The following is a 17,747-nucleotide window of genomic DNA, read 5'->3' on the forward strand; positions in this document are numbered from 1 at the left end:
GCTATCCCCTATCTTCCCCGGTCAATGCCTTTCTCATCCCAGCTAACATTGCCATGCTTGCGGGCGTGTACTTTCAGGGTTACAGCAACTTCATCTGCACCGGCTTCGAGGCACGCTTGCTGCGCTTCTTTTGCTACGCGCATCAGCGTATCGTAGTCGCCTTGCATCACGGTTTCCATAGCGCCTACTTTATACGATACCCCTGAACGATCAATTACTTCTATCGCCTTGTCAATGATCGCATAGTGAGGCTTATCGGTTATCGGAACAATCTGTATAGCAATGTGGACTGTGTGGTTCATGGAATTGTCAGTTAGTGTCGATTTACTTTACGATCGCAGTATCGGTGCAGGGAGCTTCTGGCTGCGAGCTGCCAGACGTGTCCTTAGACGGTTACCGGTTAAGGTTTATCGTTAATATACTCTTCCGGATAACAATTAACCTGTAACGTATAACTGTCTCCATCAGCTTACTGCCGATCCAGGTGCAACTTCATCAATCGGGCGTACGAGTCTCAGCTTGCCGTCTTTATCTTCGGCCATCAGGATCATGCCCTGCGATTCAGTGCCCATCATTTTGCGAGGTGCCAGGTTCGCGATAAAGGTTACTTGTCTGCCGGTTATATCTTCAGGAGTATAGTGTTGCGCTATACCGCTCAATATGGTGCGTGTACCAAAGCCATCGTCTACTTGCAGCCTGAGCAGCTTGTTTGACTTCTCCATTTTTTCGGCAGAGACCACAGTACCTATACGGATGTCAAGCTTTGCGAAATCATCAAACGCAATCTCAGGCTTCAGCGGCTTCACAGAACCTTCTGCAGCCGGTAATGCTGTGGCCTGCGGTTTCTTCAAACGTGTTACTTGTTTTTCGATATCAGCATCCTCAACATTCCGGTATAGCAATTCTGCGTTGCCCAGCTGATGGCCTTGTGATACTACATGCACCAGCTCTTCTTTTTCCCAGAACTTTTTGCGGCTTTGTTCCAGCAGCTCGCTGTTGAGTTGCTTGCGTATGCTGGCAGCACCGTCTGGTAAAAACGGCTCCGCGGCAAGCGCTATATTTCCTACTACTGTTAATGCATAGTTCAGGATGCACCCAACGGCTTCCATGTCTTCTTTGGCAAGCTTCCAGGGTTCTGTATCAGCCAGAAATTTATTACCGATACGCGAGAGGTTCATCATCTGGAATTGTGCTTCACGGAACCGGAAGTTCTTCAGCGAATCAGCCATCTCCTTCACCGATTTATTCAGATCGATGTGTGCCTGATTGTATAGCGCTAAGATTTTTTTTCTGCGATCGTCTGTGGCCGGCAATTCATGCTCTGAAGGAACTTTACCGTCAAAGTATTTCCAGGTGAGCACCATTACACGATTCACAAAATTACCCAGTATCGATACCAGCTCGCTGTTTACTTTCTGCTGGTAATCTTTCCAGGTAAAGTCAGCATCTTTCGTCTCGGGCGATATCGAGGTGAGTACATAACGAAGCTCATCTCTCCTTCCCGGCATATCCTGCAGGTATTCATGAAGCCACACTGCATGATTTCTTGATGTAGAAAGCTTTTCTCCTTCGAGGTTTAAAAACTCGTTGGCAGGCACGTTGTCAGGAAGTATATATTGACCTGTTGCCTTCAGCATAGACGGGAAAATGATACAATGAAAAACAATATTGTCTTTGCCTATAAAATGGATCAGACGTGTTTCCGGATCTTTCCAGTATTTCTGCCAGTCGTTTGGCTTCCATTCTTTGGTGGCTGATATATACCCAATGGGAGCATCGAACCACACGTACAATACTTTTCCTTTAGCATCCGGCAGCGGCACGGGTATACCCCAGTCGAGATCACGCGTGATGGAACGAGGCTGCAATCCCTGGTCAAGCCATGATTTACATTGGCCAAATACATTGGTTTTCCAATCCTTATGTCCTTCAATCAACCACTCTTTCAGCCAGCCCTCAAATTTATCCAGCGGAAAATACCAGTGCTTTGTGGGCTTCAATACAGGCGCTTTACCGGAAACAGTTGAGCGTGGATTGATCAACTGCTTTGGGCTTAAACTCGTACCACATTTTTCACACTGATCACCATACGCATTCGTGTTACCACAATTGGGACATGTACCAATGATATAGCGATCGGCCAGAAAGATTCCTTCCTGCTCATCATAATACTGATCGGAAGTTTCTTCAATGAAAAGGTTCTGGTCGTAAATGATTTTAAAAAATTCCTGTGCGGTTTCATAATGCACAGGATTTGATGTGCGTGAATAGATATCGAAAGCAATTCCAAAATCTTCAAACGCTTTCTTCATCAAATGATGATACTTATCGACAAATTCCCTTGGTGTTACACCTTCTTTGCGCGCACCCAGCGTGATGGCTACGCCATGTTCATCCGATCCGCAGATAAAGGCTACATCTTCTCCTTTCAGGCGAAGGTAACGCACATATGTATCGGCCGGTAAATATGCTCCGGCGATGTGTCCGATGTGAAGAGGGCCGTTCGCATAAGGCAACGCGGCTGTAATAGTATATCGCTTAAATTCAGTCATGATCGTATTCAATAGCTACATGCACGAGCGTGCAAAGATGATAATAGAAAAGGAGGTAAAAAAATTCCGGATCAGATGGCCGGCTTCTCGGAATCCTCGTCTTGTTTGGGAGGTGTTGACGGGAAGACCACGTAGAACTCTGTAAACCCTTCGGGCGTGGTGAGCAGCCCTACGCGACCTCCAAGCTTGGCCGTAGCAGTTTTCACGATGTAGAGGCCTATGCCGCCTGTCTCGGACCGCTCTGATGCCCGGAAGAACATCCTGAAAAGTTTTCCGGGGTTCGCTTCACTGATGCCTATACCGTTGTCGATTACGCGGACTTTTACCTGGCCCTGTTCATTGGAGCTGATGTGAATCTCCACAAACGAATCAACGCGATCTGAGTCATTATAGAACTTGATAGCATTGTCGATCAGATTCTCCAAAACAATCCGGATCAGTTCCTTGTCGGAGAGGATCGTTGTCTGATTGGTAATGTTACGCTGTATCCTGAGTTTCTGTGGCAATCCTTTCTTCTTCTCCAGCAACAACACATCGTTTACAATCGCATCGAAGTCGATACGAGCAACACTCAGCTTCGAGTTATTGATCTGGTTGATAATTAAAAGACGTGTAAGAATTGTATTGAGACGTTCGGCAGTAGTATCGAGCTTGCTGAGGTAATCGAGTGCTACAGGATCTTTTACATCCAGCAGGGCAACGTTGCACATACCTTTCAAGCTTGCGAGTGGCCCGCGTATATCGTGCGAAGTTTTATAGATGAAGTTATCAAGCTCATCATTCACCTGCTTGAGCGATTGGTTGACGCGTTCCAGGTCTTCAGTTTTCGATTCAACTTCCTTATCGAGGTATTTATTTTTACTCTCGAGCAGTTTATTCTGTTCTTCAATTATCTCTTTGGCTTCCGAGAGCTGTGCGTTTACTCGCTTGATTGTACGGTTGCTTCGTTGCAACACCAGTACCAGCAAGCCAGCGAGTATAGCAATAACTGCAACTGCTATATTCAGATCGCGCTGCTGTTTGATCACCTGTTCTTTCGCAGCAATGGTGGCTATATTTTCGCGCTCTGCATATTCTGTTTGTATTCTCGAAAAATTTTTGAGCAATGCCTCGCTATAAATGCTATCCTTCAGGTGTATATACTTTTCCTGGTAGGAAGCCGCCTGGGCGAAGTCTTTTGTTTTATTGAACAGTTCTGAAAATCCTTTATATATCTCGATCAAAAGAAGATTATATTCGGTGGGCTGCGCAATGGCCTCAGCCTCTGTCAGTGCATTCTTTGCATTTTGAACTTCATTCAAGCGTACATATATCTTTGCCAGATAAACAAGGTTCTCGAGCTGCCAGCGCTTGTTGTCTGTTTCCTTTGCTACCTCATACGAGTTATAGAAAAAAGTTTTTGCATTTTCATAGGTTGCGGCATCTTCAGTCATTTTGGCCTCGATAAAGTACGATACACCAAATCCGAATTTACCTTCTATCTGAATGCTCTTGCTACAGGCAGTATCGCATACTTTTAATCCTTCATTTATAAAATCGCGCGCCCGCCTGTAATTGTTCAATTGATTATAACACAATCCCATATTGATGAGCAGGCGATCAAGATCGAACGAGTCATTTACTTCCCGCTTTAATGCGAGTGCTTTTTCATAATAGCTGATCGCTGTTTCATAGTTTTTGAGCTTGAAGTATACCAGGCCTATATTATTAAGCGTAATGCTTATCTCATTCTTCTTTCCCTCACGTTCGCGAATAACAAGTGACTGAAAATGATACTTCAGCGCTTCATCATATTCTGCGCGAAACATGTGCACCACCGCCAGGCCATTCAGAATTTTTTTTTCTTCGTCAAGGTACTTGTTCCGCTTTGCTATCGGTAAAATTCTGATGAGAATATCAATTGCTGTATTCAGATCATCCAACCTTCGCAGTACCTGCGCCTGCAGTCTATAGGATTTTACAATTTTTGCACTATCACCCAGTGTTGTTGCCAGATCACTTGCCTGCGTAGCATAATTCAATGCACTATGATTATCGACATCCACCAGCTCAAGCGTTAACGCACTCAGTACTTCATAGCGCTGAGCGCCGGAAGAATTCTCCAACACTTTTTTCAGTGAATCTACTTTCTGATTATCCAGGCTATATGCAGGATAATATACAGTGACCAACAACAGAAAAAATAAAGTGAGCCTGCTTTGTTTAAAAAGTATTTGGTACACGGGTAATTTTCAAAATTTTATTACGATAAAAAACAATTTCAAACCGATCATCTTTAGGGTACAATTTAAGTAACAAATAAGAATTTAATACCTAAAACTATCACATATGAGAAAAATACTTTACATCATTATGCTGGCTTTTACTGTTGCTAGTGTTACAGTTTCGTGTACCGAAGAAGAAGTAACACCTCAGTCAGATAACGGCGGTGGTGGAGCAAGCGATCCAACAAAATAACTCTCCTTCAACCCACTAAAAATACCACTATGAAAACAAAAACATTCGGACTGATTGCTATAGCAGCAGTCGTAACTTTATCTTTCTCATTTGCCTCTGTAAAGAAACAAGGTGTTCGGAAAAATGCTGAGCAGAAATCAGAAAGAGTAATCATTGACGAACCTGCTGGCGGGTTTGCCATGGAAGACAAGCTCTGATTCTTGTTCCTCCGCAACGTACCCGATATACTATCCTGATAACATTTAAGTATCTATCCTCTGAAGCACATCGTTGCTCCCGGGGATAGATATATTTTCATAAAATGCATACACGTAGCTACTCCTGAACGAGGTAGCTAAAATTGTGGTACGGGATCAGCCCGATTAATCCATGAAAGAGTTGTGAGTTACCAAAGATATTTAACCTTATGTTTATACTTCTTCCCTCTACTTACCCCTTATCCGACTTAATAAGCCCTTTACCGTGAACCTGAATTGGTTTTTTAATCAATTCTCATCCATGATAAGCAAAGCTTTCATAGGTCTGATACGTACCGAGACTAAGACAACATGACTTAAATGTATTGCTCAGGTATGTAATACATATGTGTTAAAGTAATACTTTAAGGATATATTTCTAACTTTTCCGACCAAAAATAACACCCTTAAATCGTAATTATACGATGAATATTCGCTATTTATATGTTGATTCACGGGTTTTTAAGTGGCACTTCAGCATTTGTTTCAAGGTAACCGCTGTATTTTTCGAAAAAACAAACATTGTCGATGTCTGGCTGATTTATAAGCCATTTTAACGGCAGCTTTAATGGCCAGGTTCTCCTCTGTTCGCGACCATTATTGATGGATAGGAATGTTTAGAATTGAGCGCTGAGACAAAGCAAAGTGTAACACGACCACAACTGGTTTGGAGTTTATCTGTTCAAGAATAGTATATAAACTGGCATTGAACGAACACAAAAAAACCTTTTCGAATACTCCGAAAAGGTTTGATATAGCGAGCTATATAGTACTGGATTAAAAAGCTACCTGCTCTTCTTTATAAGACTTACGCGGCTTCAATTGCAATTGCTGAAACATTTCCTGGTCTTTAATAAAGCCCGGGTTCGGCGTAGTTAAAAGCTTATCGCCTGCAAATATACTGTTGGCACCAGCCATAAAACATAGCGCCTGCTCTTCCAGGTTCATACGCACACGACCGGCTGATAACCGTACCATCGCTTTCGGCATAATGATGCGTGCTGTCGCAATCATGCGCACCATCTCCCACACCGATACTTTCTCCTGATCTTCCAAAGGAGTTCCTTCTACAGGCACCAGTGCATTTACAGGCACTGATTCAGGATGCTCTGGCAGTGTTGCCAGCGTCAGCAACATACCTATACGATCATTTTCCTGCTCGCCCATACCGATGATACCACCAGAGCATACCGAAATCTTTGCCTTTCGAACATGTTCCAGTGTATCCAGACGATCCTGGTATGTGCGCGTGGTAATGATGTCATCATAGAAATTTTCGCTGGTATCGAGGTTGTGATTGTAAGCATAGAGGCCTGCATCTTTCAACTTCTGCGCCTGCTCAGGTGTAAGCATGCCCAATGTGCAGCATACTTCCATGCCCATTGCATTTACACCCTTTACCATCTCTATAACTTTATCAAAGTCGCGGTTGTCGCGAACTTCTCTCCATGCGGCGCCCATGCAAAAACGAGTACTTCCGGATTCTTTTGCTTCGAGAGCTTTATCAATCACTTCCTTTACTTCCATCAGCTTCTGCACTTTTACATCGGTATGATAACGTGCGGCCTGAGGGCAATACGCGCAATCTTCGGGACATCCACCGGTCTTGACAGAGAGCAATGTACATACCTGCACTTCCTGCGGATCGTGATATGTTCTATGCACGGTTGCTGCCTGATAAATTAGCTCCAGCACAGGCTGATTATAAATTGCTGCGATCTCTTCGCGTGTCCAGTTATTGCGTATGACTGTCATGTATATACTCGGTTGGTTAATGTTAGTGTAGTTGAATTTCAAAGGGCATGCGTGCCTGTGCTCCCTGATAGGTATTGATCTTTTTCAATTGCTGATACCAGATATAGGACTCACCCAATTCCGACTTTATGGCATCAGTCTTCGCGTTGTCTTCAAGCTGTGTGATCAATTGCTCGAGGAAAGGTTTATGTTTGGGATAAAAACGAATTTTATAGTCGCTGGCAACACCGGCTTTCTCTGCCGCAATCTTTACTGCATCGTCAAAGCCTCCAAGTATATCTACCAGCTTACGCTCTTGTGCCTGCGCACCTGACCAAACTCTGCCGGAAGCGACTTTCTTGATCTCCTCTATGGCTACACCACGACCTTCTGCGGCTTTGCCTGTAAAGGTTTCATAGTGATCATTAAGACTTTTCTGCCAGTAATTCTTCTCTGCCTCTGTCAACGGGCGGGATACTGTAAACATTTCACCAAACTCTCCGGTGCGAACTTCATCGAATGTAATTCCAAGTTTATTGCCGAGGAAGCCGCTCATATCGAACATCATTCCAAATATACCGATAGAGCCCGTTATGGTGTGCGGTTGTGCTACAATGGTATCACAACCCATTGCCAGGTAATATCCACCGGAAGCAGCGTAGTCGCCCATCGATGCAATTACGGATTTTGCTTTTGTAGCGAGTTGAATCTCGCGCCACATCATATCCGATGCTCTGAATTCACCGCCTGGTGAATTAACCCGTAATACAATGGCCTTGATATCATCATCCGTTCTTGCCTTGCGTATCTCTTCTACAAAAGTTTCCGCTCCAATCACTTGTTCTCCATCATTAGCTTTACCAGGCATAATAGTGCCATCGGCTACAATAACGGCTATTTCATTTTTTGAACTCTTATGAGCGGGAACGCTCTTGCGATATTTACCATAGCGAATGAATTCGATGTCATCTTTCTCGCCCAGGCTGAGTCGTCCTTTGAGATTATCAATAAACTGGTCCTGATAATATAGTTCATCTACCAGCCCGTAGCTCTTGGCATCGGCAGCATTTCTGATTAACATTTTATCAGAAATCTCTTTCAGTTTTTCTACCGGTATATTTCGTGCTTCACTGATGCGTTTCAGGGTAAATCCATAAACAGAATTCGCCAGCTCGGTAAGCTGCAGCCTGTTCTCCGGACTCATTTTTTCAAGTATGAAAGGCTCGACTGCACTTTTAAATTCCCCTACACGGAATACTTCCGGTTTAATCTCGAGTTTGTCGAACAAACGCTTGAAGAATGAGATCTCGATGGTGAGTCCATTGAATTCGATCTCACCTTCCGGATTCAAATATATTTTATCGGCAGCCGAAGCAAGGTAATAAGCTCCTTCTGACATCACGGTGCTGTAGGCTACTACCCATTTTCCGCCTTTGCGGAAATCAATCAACGACTGGCGTATTTCTTCAATGGTGGAGAAACCAGCCATCGGGTAGCTTACTTCGAGGTATATACCTTTAATGCTGGAATCTTCCTTGGCATGTTGAATTACTTCCTTCAATTGCAGCAATCCGATCTTCGGTGCTTCACTACCAAACGGCAAACCTGCCAATGGATTTTCAGCCTGTAACTCGGTGATTTGGGCATCCAGTTTTAAATGCAGCACGGAGTTCTCGGCCACGACCACTTCCTCCTCTGCAGTTATTCCACCGATAATTCCAATCAGCAAAATGAAGGATACAATTGTGAAAAGGACCAGTGCCAAAAATGCAGCAAAAAAGCTTTTCCAAAAATTCATAATAATCTGTCTTTAAGGCTCGAAATTAAGCAATACGCATCCGAATAAAAAAGTATGTTTGCAGGGTAGAGAATTTCATGGATAGCAGTATTTTTCTCCTGCTTGGCACCAACCTTGGCGACCGCGAGCAGAATTTGGCAAAAGCGAAAGAATTAATCCTTGCACAGGTGGGCACTATAACCCGGCAATCTTCTACCTACCAGACTGCCGCCTGGGGAAAAACAGATCAGCCTGACTTCTATAATGAAGTAATAGCGATTGATACAGCGCTGGCTCCGGAGGCGCTCCTTCAAGCAACGCTCGGCATTGAAGAACAGATGGGAAGAAGGCGCACAGAAGTATGGGGCACACGTGTAATTGACATCGATATACTTCTCTATCACGATTGTATCGTTGCGACCACTAATCTTACCATACCGCATCCTGCGATGGCTCAACGCCGGTTCACGCTCATTCCACTGGCAGAAATAGCAGCAGACATCGTTCACCCGATATACAAAAAAACAATTCGCGAATTGTTGGAACACTGCGAAGATCAACTACCGGTGATTAAGCGTTAACACGTAGAATACATTGGCACGTGTGTACGTTCATGCGTGTTTACGTAGACACGTATCAACGTACACACGTAAACACACTAAAGGCTTGATACTTCTGCTTCCGGAGCGATTTTCTTCACGAGGCCTTGCAATACTTTTCCCGGGCCGCATTCGATGAATACCTTGCCTCCGTCTTTTACCATAGCCTGTACTGATTGAGTCCAGCGCACGGGCGCGGTTAACTGGGCAATCAAGTTCTTTTTGATCACAGTTATATCTGTGGCGGGCGATGCATTTACATTCTGGTATACGACACATACAGGTTTACCAAATGTAGTCTGCTCGATGGCTGCTGCCAGTTCTTCGCGGGCAGGTTCCATCAAGGGTGAGTGGAACGCTCCGCCTACCTGCAGGGGCAAGGCACGCTTGGCACCTGCTGCTTTCAACTTTTCGCAAGCTATATCTATACCTTTTATCGATCCGGAAATTACCAATTGGCCGGGACAATTATAGTTAGCAGCCACTACCACTTCTTCAATAGAAGCACATACATCCTCCACTACTTTATCATCCAGTCCAAGAATGGCAGCCATGGTTGAGGGATTGACCTCGCATGCATGTTGCATGGCTGCAGCGCGCTTGGCTACAAGACGCAAACCGTCTTCAAATGACAATGTTTTATTGGCCACGAGGGCAGAAAATTCTCCAAGGGAGTGACCGGCAACCATATCCGGAGCGAATGAATCATTCGTTAACGCTACGGCTACTGAATGTAGAAAGATGGCGGGCTGTGTCACTTTAGTCTGCTTCTGCTCTTCGGCTGTTCCTTCAAACATGATCTTCGTGAGCTTGAAGCCCAGAATATCGTCTGCTTTATCAAACAGCTCTTTTGCTTTTGCATTGGACTCGTACAGATCTTTACCCATACCGGTGAACTGTGCACCTTGCCCAGGAAATACGTATGCCTTCATAATTGATTTTTCAATACGGCGTCAAAAATAGTAAAAAGCTGAAAGGTGAAAAGCGTTGGCCTCTAATCGATAAACCGGGCTTTCAGCTCAGGGGTGGGAATCATGCACTCTTCCTTCTTTCCAAAAACCCGGTAGCGGTACCGGGCAACGCCTGTATAAAACGCATCGCGGATAAATTTCGGCACGATGCGGAACACTGCAAACAACGACCACGCCCCGGAAAGATGCCGGACAATTTTTAACACAGCATCACTTTTCTGATATGCAACGCCATTCTCTACTACAATAATACTGTAAAGCTGATTGGATGGAATACCCAGCTGCTTCAGCAATGTTTGGGCATACACTGACTGTAACGAGGCAAATCGAAATATACCCGAGGGATCTCGTCTGATGATAAATTGTACCGTGCTATTGCAGAGGTTGCAGACCCCGTCAAACAAAACAACAATATGATTATTGTCCGCCATCAACCAGGTGTACCCAGCCTTTAAATGTTTTGTTGCTGCTGCCCGGATCCAGTGTAGTAAACGTCACTTCTGCTACGTAATAATATACCGCAGGTGAAAGCTTCACTCCTTTTGAATCTCTTCCATTCCAGTCAATATAGATACTATTCTCGCTACCCGACTCATAGGAATATACTTCCTGCCCCCAGCGGTTGAATACTTTGAACTTCACCTTCTCTACGAAACGCGCACACTTCTCGATCAGGCGCTGTGGCGGATCGCAATTCTCACCACAACCGATCAGGTATTCGCGGATATTGAAAGCACTGAACACATCGTTCTTGCCATCATCATTCGGTGTAAATACGTTAGGCAGTTCGTAGTATGGACAGTTGTCGTTACATACCTGAGTGCTCTTCTTACCTTCATTGCCCGAGCGGTCTACAGCGGAGATGCGATAACATCTGGCAAAAGACGGCAGGTTTCCATCGATATACGATGTAGTTGTTCCATCAACCTCAGCAATGAGAATATCATCTTTTTCATCTCCTCCCATTACAGCAGAGCGGTATATTCTATACTTGCTGATATCTGCCTGGCAAGTGCTAGACGCATCATTCGACCAGGTGAGCGTATTGGTATAGGTACCGCCCTGACATGAGTTCTTGTCCAGTTTGAATTGGTCGCAATCCAAAAGATCAACGGATAATATAGGTGCACACGGAGGAATACTATCGCCCGGCTGCACGCAGATCATCTGCGAAAAATTCAGGAGTGGTTCCGGTATCTTTTTCGGGTTACCATATCCTCCACGCGTCATCACTTTATAGCAGTACGTTTTGCCTTCATCCAGTGGTGTGTTGTTGTACTGACCTTTGTCTACGTATTGTAGTCCGTCTACCAACGCATCTATACTATCGATCAATACCAGATTTTCTTCACCAACACCTTCTTCTCCACGATAGATCAGGTGGCGCGGATATGCCTGTATCTGGTTCGACCACGGTACTACGGCAGTCCAGTTCAATTGAATCTGCCCCACCTGTGATTTCGAATCAAGTCTGACAGCCGATGCTACTTCTGATGCACCTACAAATTTATTAGCCAACGGAGAGTTGGGGGAATATGCTACAACGCTATAATTATATACTGTCTCCTCTGTATTGAGCGATTGATCAATAAACGTTGTATCACCATTCAGTGTCGCTACTAAAGTTGAATCGGTGCTGCGGGTATAGCCGGTAGCACGGTATACTTCATATTTATACGGTGGTGGATATAATGCTTTGTCTGCATCAAACGGTCGTTTCCAACTGACGCGCATCTGTCCATCAGCTGTTCCGGTTTTCACCACGGACACATTCGTAATAATAGGAACATCAGCCGGTATAGGTCCTACGCAGGTATCTTTCGATACATAACTTTCCCCTCCCTCGGGCAATGCAAAAGTGGCTACAATACGATAGCAATACATCGCTCCCGGAGCAAGGCCCTGACCATCGTTGGTATCTATGTATTGTGAAACCTGTGCACCGGTAGCAGTCTTTGCCGCAATGGTGGCAATATTTGTATAGCCTAAACCTGGTGGCATGCCTGTCTCACAGCTATCTGGTCTAAACGATGTGCTATCTACCTTTCTCCATATCTGTATCTTTTCGGCATTGGTACAGTAGTAAGGATCCCATTTTATTGTAGCCGTTCGTTTGCTGACATCGAGCTGCGCATCTTTCCATGTAGGCGCGGGGGCTACAACTTTTATACGCCAGGTTTTATAGGTAACCAGGCTTACACCATTACCGCTATGACTGTCAGATACTTTGAATACGACCTGATACGGTTGCTCACGCACGTGATCGCAGGTTGTATTCCATACGAAATTCAGTTTACCCGGTGTGTTCTGAAACACCGCAGGGTCTGGCGATACCGTAGCGGGCGATTCCGTTGGTATAAATTCGAATATCTGCGAGAACGCTTCAATCTTTACTTTGTCGCCATCCGGATCGGTACCGATAATCGTTTCCTTTAACGTCTTGCCTGCTTCTATACAAATATCTTTGGGCACCTGCAGGTCGGGGCGCTGATTATTGCAATCATCTTCTACAATAATCTGCATATCGCGCCTCACGTAGCCCATGGCAATCCACTTGCCTAGCACCTTGCGCCACTCTTTTACAATGAATGCTATATTATACTCCCCCGCAGCTCCGGGTGCGTTCCACGTTATCGTTCCGTCCAGCGGATTTATACCAAAGGTTGGTGGTCCGTCATCTGTTTCATTGCCGGTAGCATAATCTGTATAGAATTTTTGAGCGTTTGGTGCTACATAGTTCAACACGGTAGCATTACGATCTCTGAACGGAATCACCATTTCGTACGAAAGGCTGTCGTCTCCATCGGGATCGTACGCACCGGGGTTGTGGTAAAAAGCTTTACCGGAACATGCGCGGTCGATGGGAGGAATAAGCAGATCAGGAGGCGTGCTGCAACCCAGGAAAGGATCGATCACGATCTGTGTCTCGATATAGAACGTTGTATTAACAGAGTTATCCATGTTTACCACACCTTCGTTACGGTTAGGCTCAACGTAGCTGATGGTGTAGCGGCCAGGACCTGGATAAGTCCACTCAATGGTATAAAATGCGCGGGCTATACCGCGTTGCGCATCAATTACTGTATAGTTGGGGTGACCTGGACCAATCTCCGGCACCAACACCCGAGGGCTTTTATCACCGAAATCAAGATAATCCTGATCGCCTCCAAAAAGAACATTGGTGTTCAGTGTATTGGTATAGGCTATAACCGTGATACTATATTTCCGGGCGCTGCAATCTCCTACCCGCTTCACTATGATGTTACCGGCACGCAAGTGTGTGGCATGTGCTGCTATCGTGGACAAGATGAAACAACAGACCAGATAAATTCCTCTCAGCATATTTCGGGTTAAACAGGGCGCCTTCATGGATGTAAATGTATTGTCCTACCGATCAACATCAAAAGATTAAGATAAGTTACAATATAAAATGTTACGGGCTATGATAAAAGGTCAACTACTTTAACGGTATGAAATGCAGTTTATTCTTGTTTCTGAGGTTTTTTGTCACCATTCGGGGGAGAGTAAATTCTTTTCTTGATAGCCATTCCAACGTTTAGCGCTGCGGAAGTGTCGTAACCTGTGAGCTACATTCTGGAAAAAGCGCAGGGTATTTTACCAAGCTCTTTGAATTGTTTAATACTGCTTTCGCTTCAATTTCTGGTACAGATTTCTGCCCTGTGAAAGCACCTGGTTGCATACGTCTCTGACTTGCACGTGAGCAGCACATTAAATTACCACGTTATCGTTCTTCTTCGTTATCGGAAACGGAGAGTTTTCGAGGCTATTTTTCTTAATCAAAAGATCGTAAAGTATATCTTTAGCATCGCCGTATTTCATTTGCCAGCTTTACTTTACAGCGATTGGTAAATATGTGTCTCCTAAAAATTTCCAGCTATATCTTTTACTCTTCCGGTTTTATCTGATATCTTCGTTACAATCAAATTAAACCCTATCTAACTTCACCATGAATTCTGATCCGAAAGCTTTGAAGGTTTCCTTGCAAAAACGGGAGCTTGAACTTCAACGCCTCATCCGTCAAATGAAACTTGATCAACTTCACAACAGCTCGGTTTATAAAAATCTGGAACGAGAGCTGACCAGCATTAAGACACAGCGAAGTCTTCAGGAATCCTGAAAATTTTCAAGTCCACCCCTTTCTCATCAAAGCATCGTTTTGTATCATTAACCTTTTGAGCAACTGGTAGCATATCCGTTGTTTTTCAGACTCTGTTTCTTTTTTGGTTTGATCCTTTTCAATCAAAGCGTGAACTTTGCGCTTTTAAACCCCAACAGCTTATGCGTGTAGTAGGAGAAATCCCACATACCGATTGCAAGATCACGCTCTTTGCCTGGAACAGCCGCTACCTGATCAAGTTTGAACGCGGACCACTGGAACAAACTTTTAAGATCAATGAATATGATATTACTGCCGAATCGGAGCTTCGAACGTTGATTGACGAGCAGTTTATCCAGCAGACATTGATCCGGTTTGACGAAATGCAGAACAGCCTGGCAGCAAGGCTGAACAGCCTCGGGTAACCCGAAGATTTATCGGATAGCCGATAACGTTCAACTTTTCACTATTTTGCGTCCCCGAATGGAAGTCGTAGAGAAGAAAAATAAGAATAAGAAGTACAAGCCTATTCTGGAAGGTATACCTGATTGGCCTGTATACCAGCTTAGCAAAAACCGCAAGGAATTTATAGAAGAGGTTGCTCAGACCTCTATTGCCCGTGTTAAGGAATTACGCCCTACCACCAAGCAACTTATTGATGAGCTGCAAACCACGGTTTACCGTGAGCAACAGCGCATGAAGCGCAACCGCTGGCGTGTTGACCCGGTGGATGAACCGCGCTTTTGGGCATCCATAAAAGATGAGCTGGTAGGTCTCGATACCAAACCCACAGAGGAAGCGCAGGTGAAAGCCGAAGAAATTCTGCATCGCATCGTTTCGCGCTACGCCAATGAAATAGCCGGCAACTTCAAGGCAAGCTCTTATAAAGTAACACGCGAGATTGTTAAGTTCTGGTTTTCACGTCTGCTTAATGGCGCGCGTGTAAAGAAATTCGGAGCATTCTTCCGCAACCGCTATACGCTGCGCGATAAGATTCATATTGTAGGAAAGGTAAAACAGCTTCGAAGCCTCGCTACTAAGGGTACGGTTATTATGGTGCCCACGCACTTCAGTAACCTTGATTCGATTCTGATCGGATGGGTGATCCACTCACTGGGTCTGCCTGCCTTTATATATGGGGCCGGATTGAATCTCTTTAACATCAAGATTTTTGCATACTTCATGAATAGTCTTGGCGCCTACAAAGTAGACCGACGCAAGAAGAACCTTCCTTACCTGGAAACGCTCAAGCTATATTCTACGCTGGCGATTCAGAAGGGAGCACACAGTTTGTTCTTTCCGGGAGGCACACGCTCAAGGTCTGGTCTGATTGAAAAGCAATTGAAGCTCGGCTTGCTCAGCTCGGCTGTGGAAGCACAACGCAATCTCTATCTCGATGCTGCTGCCAGCGAACAAGAGGTACGCAAAATTTTTGTAGTGCCCGTAACCCTGAACTATCATTTTGTATTGGAAGCTCCGGACCTGATTGATGATTATTTATCGGTAAAAGGTCAGGATCGCTACCTGCCCGAGCAGGATAAATATGGAAGCTGGCAATTGCTTCAGTTCCTTTTCAAATTCTTTACAAAAGGTTCTAATATTTCCGTATCGATTGGCCGGGGGCTCGATGTAATGGGTAATTATGTGGATGATGATGGTAACAGCCTTGATGCACAGGGCCGGGTTATTGACACACGTGATTACTTCATCAGCAATGAGAAGATCACCATCGACAAGCAGCGTGAAGATGAATATACCCGTATGCTCAGCCAGAAGATTGTCACGGAATATCACCGCATCAATCGCGTATTTGCCAGTCACCTGGTGGCCTTTGTTGCATTCGAGATGTGGCAGAAGAAACATCCCAAGCTCGATCTGTTCGGGCTGCTGCGCCTGCCGGAAGAAGACCAGGTAATTCCATACGAAGAGTTTCGCGAAACCTGCAAGCGCATACGCAAGCATATCTATAAGTTGAAGGAAGAAGGCAAAGTATATCATGCCACGCATCTGAAAGGAAAAATAGACCTGGTAATTCGCCATGGTCTTGACAACGTTGGTATATTCCACCTGAAACGGCCGTTGCTGATGAATCGCGAAGGAAACATCATCACGAAGGACTTCAATACATTATATTACTATCACAACAGGCTGGTTGGCTATGACCTCGAGAAGTTTATCTGACGATAAACCGGTTGGCGTAATCGGAGCAGGGAACTTCGGCAGTGTGGTAGCAAACCTCCTGGCGCAGCGCCGAAAGGTATTGCTATATGCACGCGATGAGCAGGTAATTGAACGCATTCGGCAAACGCGTGAAAACCGCGGCCATGCCATGCACCCGAACATTGAGCCGATCAATGATCTTGCAGCTATTGCGAGTGAGTGTAATGTATTGTTCCCCATTGTTCCGTCCGAGCACTTTCGCTCGATGATGAAACAATTATCGCCTTACCTCCACCCCTATCATATACTCATTCACGGCACGAAGGGATTTGACCTTACACTTACCAATGGTCAAAGTGTGGAGTCTATTACCAAGCTCAACCGGAGCCAGGTGAAAACCATGAGCGAAGTAATCATGGAAGAAAGCGTGGTGGTACGGGTGGGATGTTTGGCAGGCCCCAATCTTTCAAAAGAGCTTGCCGCCAATCAACCAGCCGCCACCGTTATCGCGAGTCATTTCAATGAAGTCATTACGCTTGGTAAACAACTGCTGCGCAGCGATCACTTTCAGGTATATGGCAACAATGATCTGACTGGTGTAGAGCTTGCCGGTGTCCTCAAAAACATCATCGCGATAGCAGCGGGTGCCCTCAGCGGTTTAGGGTATGGCGAAAATGCCAAAGGGCTCCTGATCAGTCGCGGAATGGTGGAGATGATATACCTCGGCCGCGCACTTGGCGGCAACACCAAAGCATTTTTAGGAGTAGCCGGTGTTGGCGATCTGGTTACAACGTGCAACAGCTCATTGAGTCGTAACTTTACCATTGGCCACCGCCTTGCCAAGGGTGAGACGTTGAAAGAAATATTGGCGAGTACCGATGAAGTGGCTGAAGGTATAAATACCGTACGCATTACCAAGAAATGCGCGGACTACTACAAAGTAAAAGCGCCTATCACCAATACACTCTATCAAGTGCTTTTCGAAGACCTCACCATGAAGCAGGCACTGCGTTATTTAATGCGCTATCCGCTGAATGTAGATATTGACTTTCTTTGAACCGTTATCAGTTACACGTTATTCGTTACTAGTTAACAGGCATTCTCTTCGTGTAACTTTGTGTCTTCTTCGTACCCCTTTGTGTTA

The 17,747-nt window shown here is 45.0% G+C and carries 14 protein-coding genes; 6 read left to right on the plus strand and 8 right to left on the minus strand.

What is annotated here, in order from left to right; translation table 11 throughout:
* Nucleotides 1–8: 8 nt before the first annotated feature.
* The 3 genes from V7Q33_RS06515 to V7Q33_RS06525 form a co-directional block, all read right to left on the minus strand.
* Nucleotides 9–302, minus strand: coding sequence for a thiamine-binding protein (locus V7Q33_RS06515; protein ID WP_333819315.1), 294 nt, complete (start codon nt 300–302; stop codon nt 9–11).
* A gap of 162 nt (nt 303–464) precedes the next feature.
* Nucleotides 465–2,552: a methionine--tRNA ligase gene (gene metG, locus V7Q33_RS06520; protein ID WP_331976256.1), complete on the minus strand. Its 2,088-nt coding sequence runs from the start codon at nt 2,550–2,552 to the stop codon at nt 465–467.
* Nucleotides 2,553–2,623: 71 nt separating this feature from the next.
* Entirely contained in the window at nt 2,624–4,774 is a 2,151-nt protein-coding gene (locus tag V7Q33_RS06525; protein ID WP_331976258.1) for a tetratricopeptide repeat-containing sensor histidine kinase, read from the minus strand.
* A gap of 106 nt (nt 4,775–4,880) precedes the next feature.
* On the opposite strand from V7Q33_RS06525, the gene V7Q33_RS06530 reads away from it, so the two are divergent.
* Both V7Q33_RS06530 and V7Q33_RS06535 read left to right on the plus strand, forming a co-directional pair.
* Nucleotides 4,881–5,009, plus strand: a complete 129-nt coding sequence (locus V7Q33_RS06530) for a hypothetical protein (RefSeq protein WP_331976260.1) — start codon at nt 4,881–4,883, stop codon at nt 5,007–5,009.
* Nucleotides 5,010–5,038: 29 nt separating this feature from the next.
* Complete coding sequence (locus tag V7Q33_RS06535) at nt 5,039–5,206, plus strand: hypothetical protein (RefSeq protein WP_331976262.1); 168 nt, start codon at nt 5,039–5,041, stop codon at nt 5,204–5,206.
* Nucleotides 5,207–6,022: 816 nt separating this feature from the next.
* Here V7Q33_RS06535 and bioB read toward each other — a convergent pair.
* A complete protein-coding gene (bioB, locus tag V7Q33_RS06540) occupies nt 6,023–7,000 on the minus strand; it encodes a biotin synthase BioB (protein WP_333819317.1) in 978 nt (325 codons plus the stop codon).
* Between the two features lie 22 nt (nt 7,001–7,022).
* Nucleotides 7,023–8,777, minus strand: a complete 1,755-nt coding sequence (sppA, locus tag V7Q33_RS06545; RefSeq protein ID WP_333819319.1) for a signal peptide peptidase SppA — start codon at nt 8,775–8,777, stop codon at nt 7,023–7,025.
* A 77-nt stretch (nt 8,778–8,854) separates the two neighbouring features.
* On the opposite strand from sppA, the gene folK reads away from it, so the two are divergent.
* A complete protein-coding gene (gene folK, locus V7Q33_RS06550) occupies nt 8,855–9,337 on the plus strand; it encodes a 2-amino-4-hydroxy-6-hydroxymethyldihydropteridine diphosphokinase (protein WP_331976268.1) in 483 nt (160 codons plus the stop codon).
* A 77-nt stretch (nt 9,338–9,414) separates the two neighbouring features.
* Here folK and fabD read toward each other — a convergent pair whose 3' ends face one another.
* From fabD to V7Q33_RS06565, 3 genes are all read right to left on the minus strand, one after another.
* Nucleotides 9,415–10,287: an ACP S-malonyltransferase gene (gene fabD / locus V7Q33_RS06555; RefSeq protein WP_333819320.1), complete on the minus strand. Its 873-nt coding sequence runs from the start codon at nt 10,285–10,287 to the stop codon at nt 9,415–9,417.
* A 62-nt stretch (nt 10,288–10,349) separates the two neighbouring features.
* Nucleotides 10,350–10,757 (minus strand): thiol-disulfide oxidoreductase DCC family protein, encoded by a 408-nt coding sequence (locus tag V7Q33_RS06560; protein ID WP_331976272.1) that lies wholly within the window; start codon nt 10,755–10,757, stop codon nt 10,350–10,352.
* Entirely contained in the window at nt 10,744–13,668 is a 2,925-nt protein-coding gene (locus tag V7Q33_RS06565) for a gliding motility-associated C-terminal domain-containing protein (protein WP_333819321.1), read from the minus strand. Before V7Q33_RS06565 ends, V7Q33_RS06560 begins: the two co-directional genes overlap by 14 nt.
* A 957-nt stretch (nt 13,669–14,625) precedes the next feature.
* Here V7Q33_RS06565 and V7Q33_RS06570 point away from each other — a divergent pair.
* From V7Q33_RS06570 to V7Q33_RS06580, 3 genes are read left to right on the plus strand one after another with little or no spacing between them, the layout of a single operon-like run.
* A complete protein-coding gene (locus V7Q33_RS06570; RefSeq protein ID WP_331976276.1) occupies nt 14,626–14,868 on the plus strand; it encodes a hypothetical protein in 243 nt (80 codons plus the stop codon).
* Between the two features lie 58 nt (nt 14,869–14,926).
* A complete protein-coding gene (locus V7Q33_RS06575; protein ID WP_333819356.1) occupies nt 14,927–16,624 on the plus strand; it encodes a 1-acyl-sn-glycerol-3-phosphate acyltransferase in 1,698 nt (565 codons plus the stop codon).
* On the plus strand, nt 16,602–17,660 hold the full coding sequence (locus tag V7Q33_RS06580; protein WP_331976278.1) for an NAD(P)H-dependent glycerol-3-phosphate dehydrogenase: 1,059 nt from the start codon (nt 16,602–16,604) through the stop codon (nt 17,658–17,660). The genes V7Q33_RS06575 and V7Q33_RS06580 overlap by 23 nt, the downstream gene beginning before the upstream one ends.
* Nucleotides 17,661–17,747 lie beyond the last annotated feature (87 nt).

Source organism: Ohtaekwangia sp., assembly GCF_036786105.1.
Taxonomy (GTDB): Bacteria; Bacteroidota; Bacteroidia; order Cytophagales; family Cyclobacteriaceae; genus Ohtaekwangia.

Excerpts from the sequence above, each read along its gene's own strand:
- V7Q33_RS06515 (WP_333819315.1), bottom strand. The coding sequence starts at position 302 with ATGAACCACACAGTCCACATTGCTATACAGATTGTTCCGATAACCGAT.
- metG (WP_331976256.1), bottom strand. The coding sequence starts at position 2,552 with ATGACTGAATTTAAGCGATATACTATTACAGCCGCGTTGCCTTATGCG.
- V7Q33_RS06530 (WP_331976260.1), top strand. The coding sequence starts at position 4,881 with ATGAGAAAAATACTTTACATCATTATGCTGGCTTTTACTGTTGCTAGT.
- V7Q33_RS06535 (WP_331976262.1), top strand. The coding sequence starts at position 5,039 with ATGAAAACAAAAACATTCGGACTGATTGCTATAGCAGCAGTCGTAACT.
- bioB (WP_333819317.1), bottom strand. The coding sequence starts at position 7,000 with ATGACAGTCATACGCAATAACTGGACACGCGAAGAGATCGCAGCAATT.
- sppA (WP_333819319.1), bottom strand. The coding sequence starts at position 8,777 with ATGAATTTTTGGAAAAGCTTTTTTGCTGCATTTTTGGCACTGGTCCTT.
- folK (WP_331976268.1), top strand. The coding sequence starts at position 8,855 with ATGGATAGCAGTATTTTTCTCCTGCTTGGCACCAACCTTGGCGACCGC.
- fabD (WP_333819320.1), bottom strand. The coding sequence starts at position 10,287 with ATGAAGGCATACGTATTTCCTGGGCAAGGTGCACAGTTCACCGGTATG.
- V7Q33_RS06560 (WP_331976272.1), bottom strand. The coding sequence starts at position 10,757 with ATGGCGGACAATAATCATATTGTTGTTTTGTTTGACGGGGTCTGCAAC.
- V7Q33_RS06565 (WP_333819321.1), bottom strand. The coding sequence starts at position 13,668 with ATGCTGAGAGGAATTTATCTGGTCTGTTGTTTCATCTTGTCCACGATA.
- V7Q33_RS06570 (WP_331976276.1), top strand. The coding sequence starts at position 14,626 with ATGCGTGTAGTAGGAGAAATCCCACATACCGATTGCAAGATCACGCTC.
- V7Q33_RS06575 (WP_333819356.1), top strand. The coding sequence starts at position 14,927 with ATGGAAGTCGTAGAGAAGAAAAATAAGAATAAGAAGTACAAGCCTATT.
- V7Q33_RS06580 (WP_331976278.1), top strand. The coding sequence starts at position 16,602 with ATGACCTCGAGAAGTTTATCTGACGATAAACCGGTTGGCGTAATCGGA.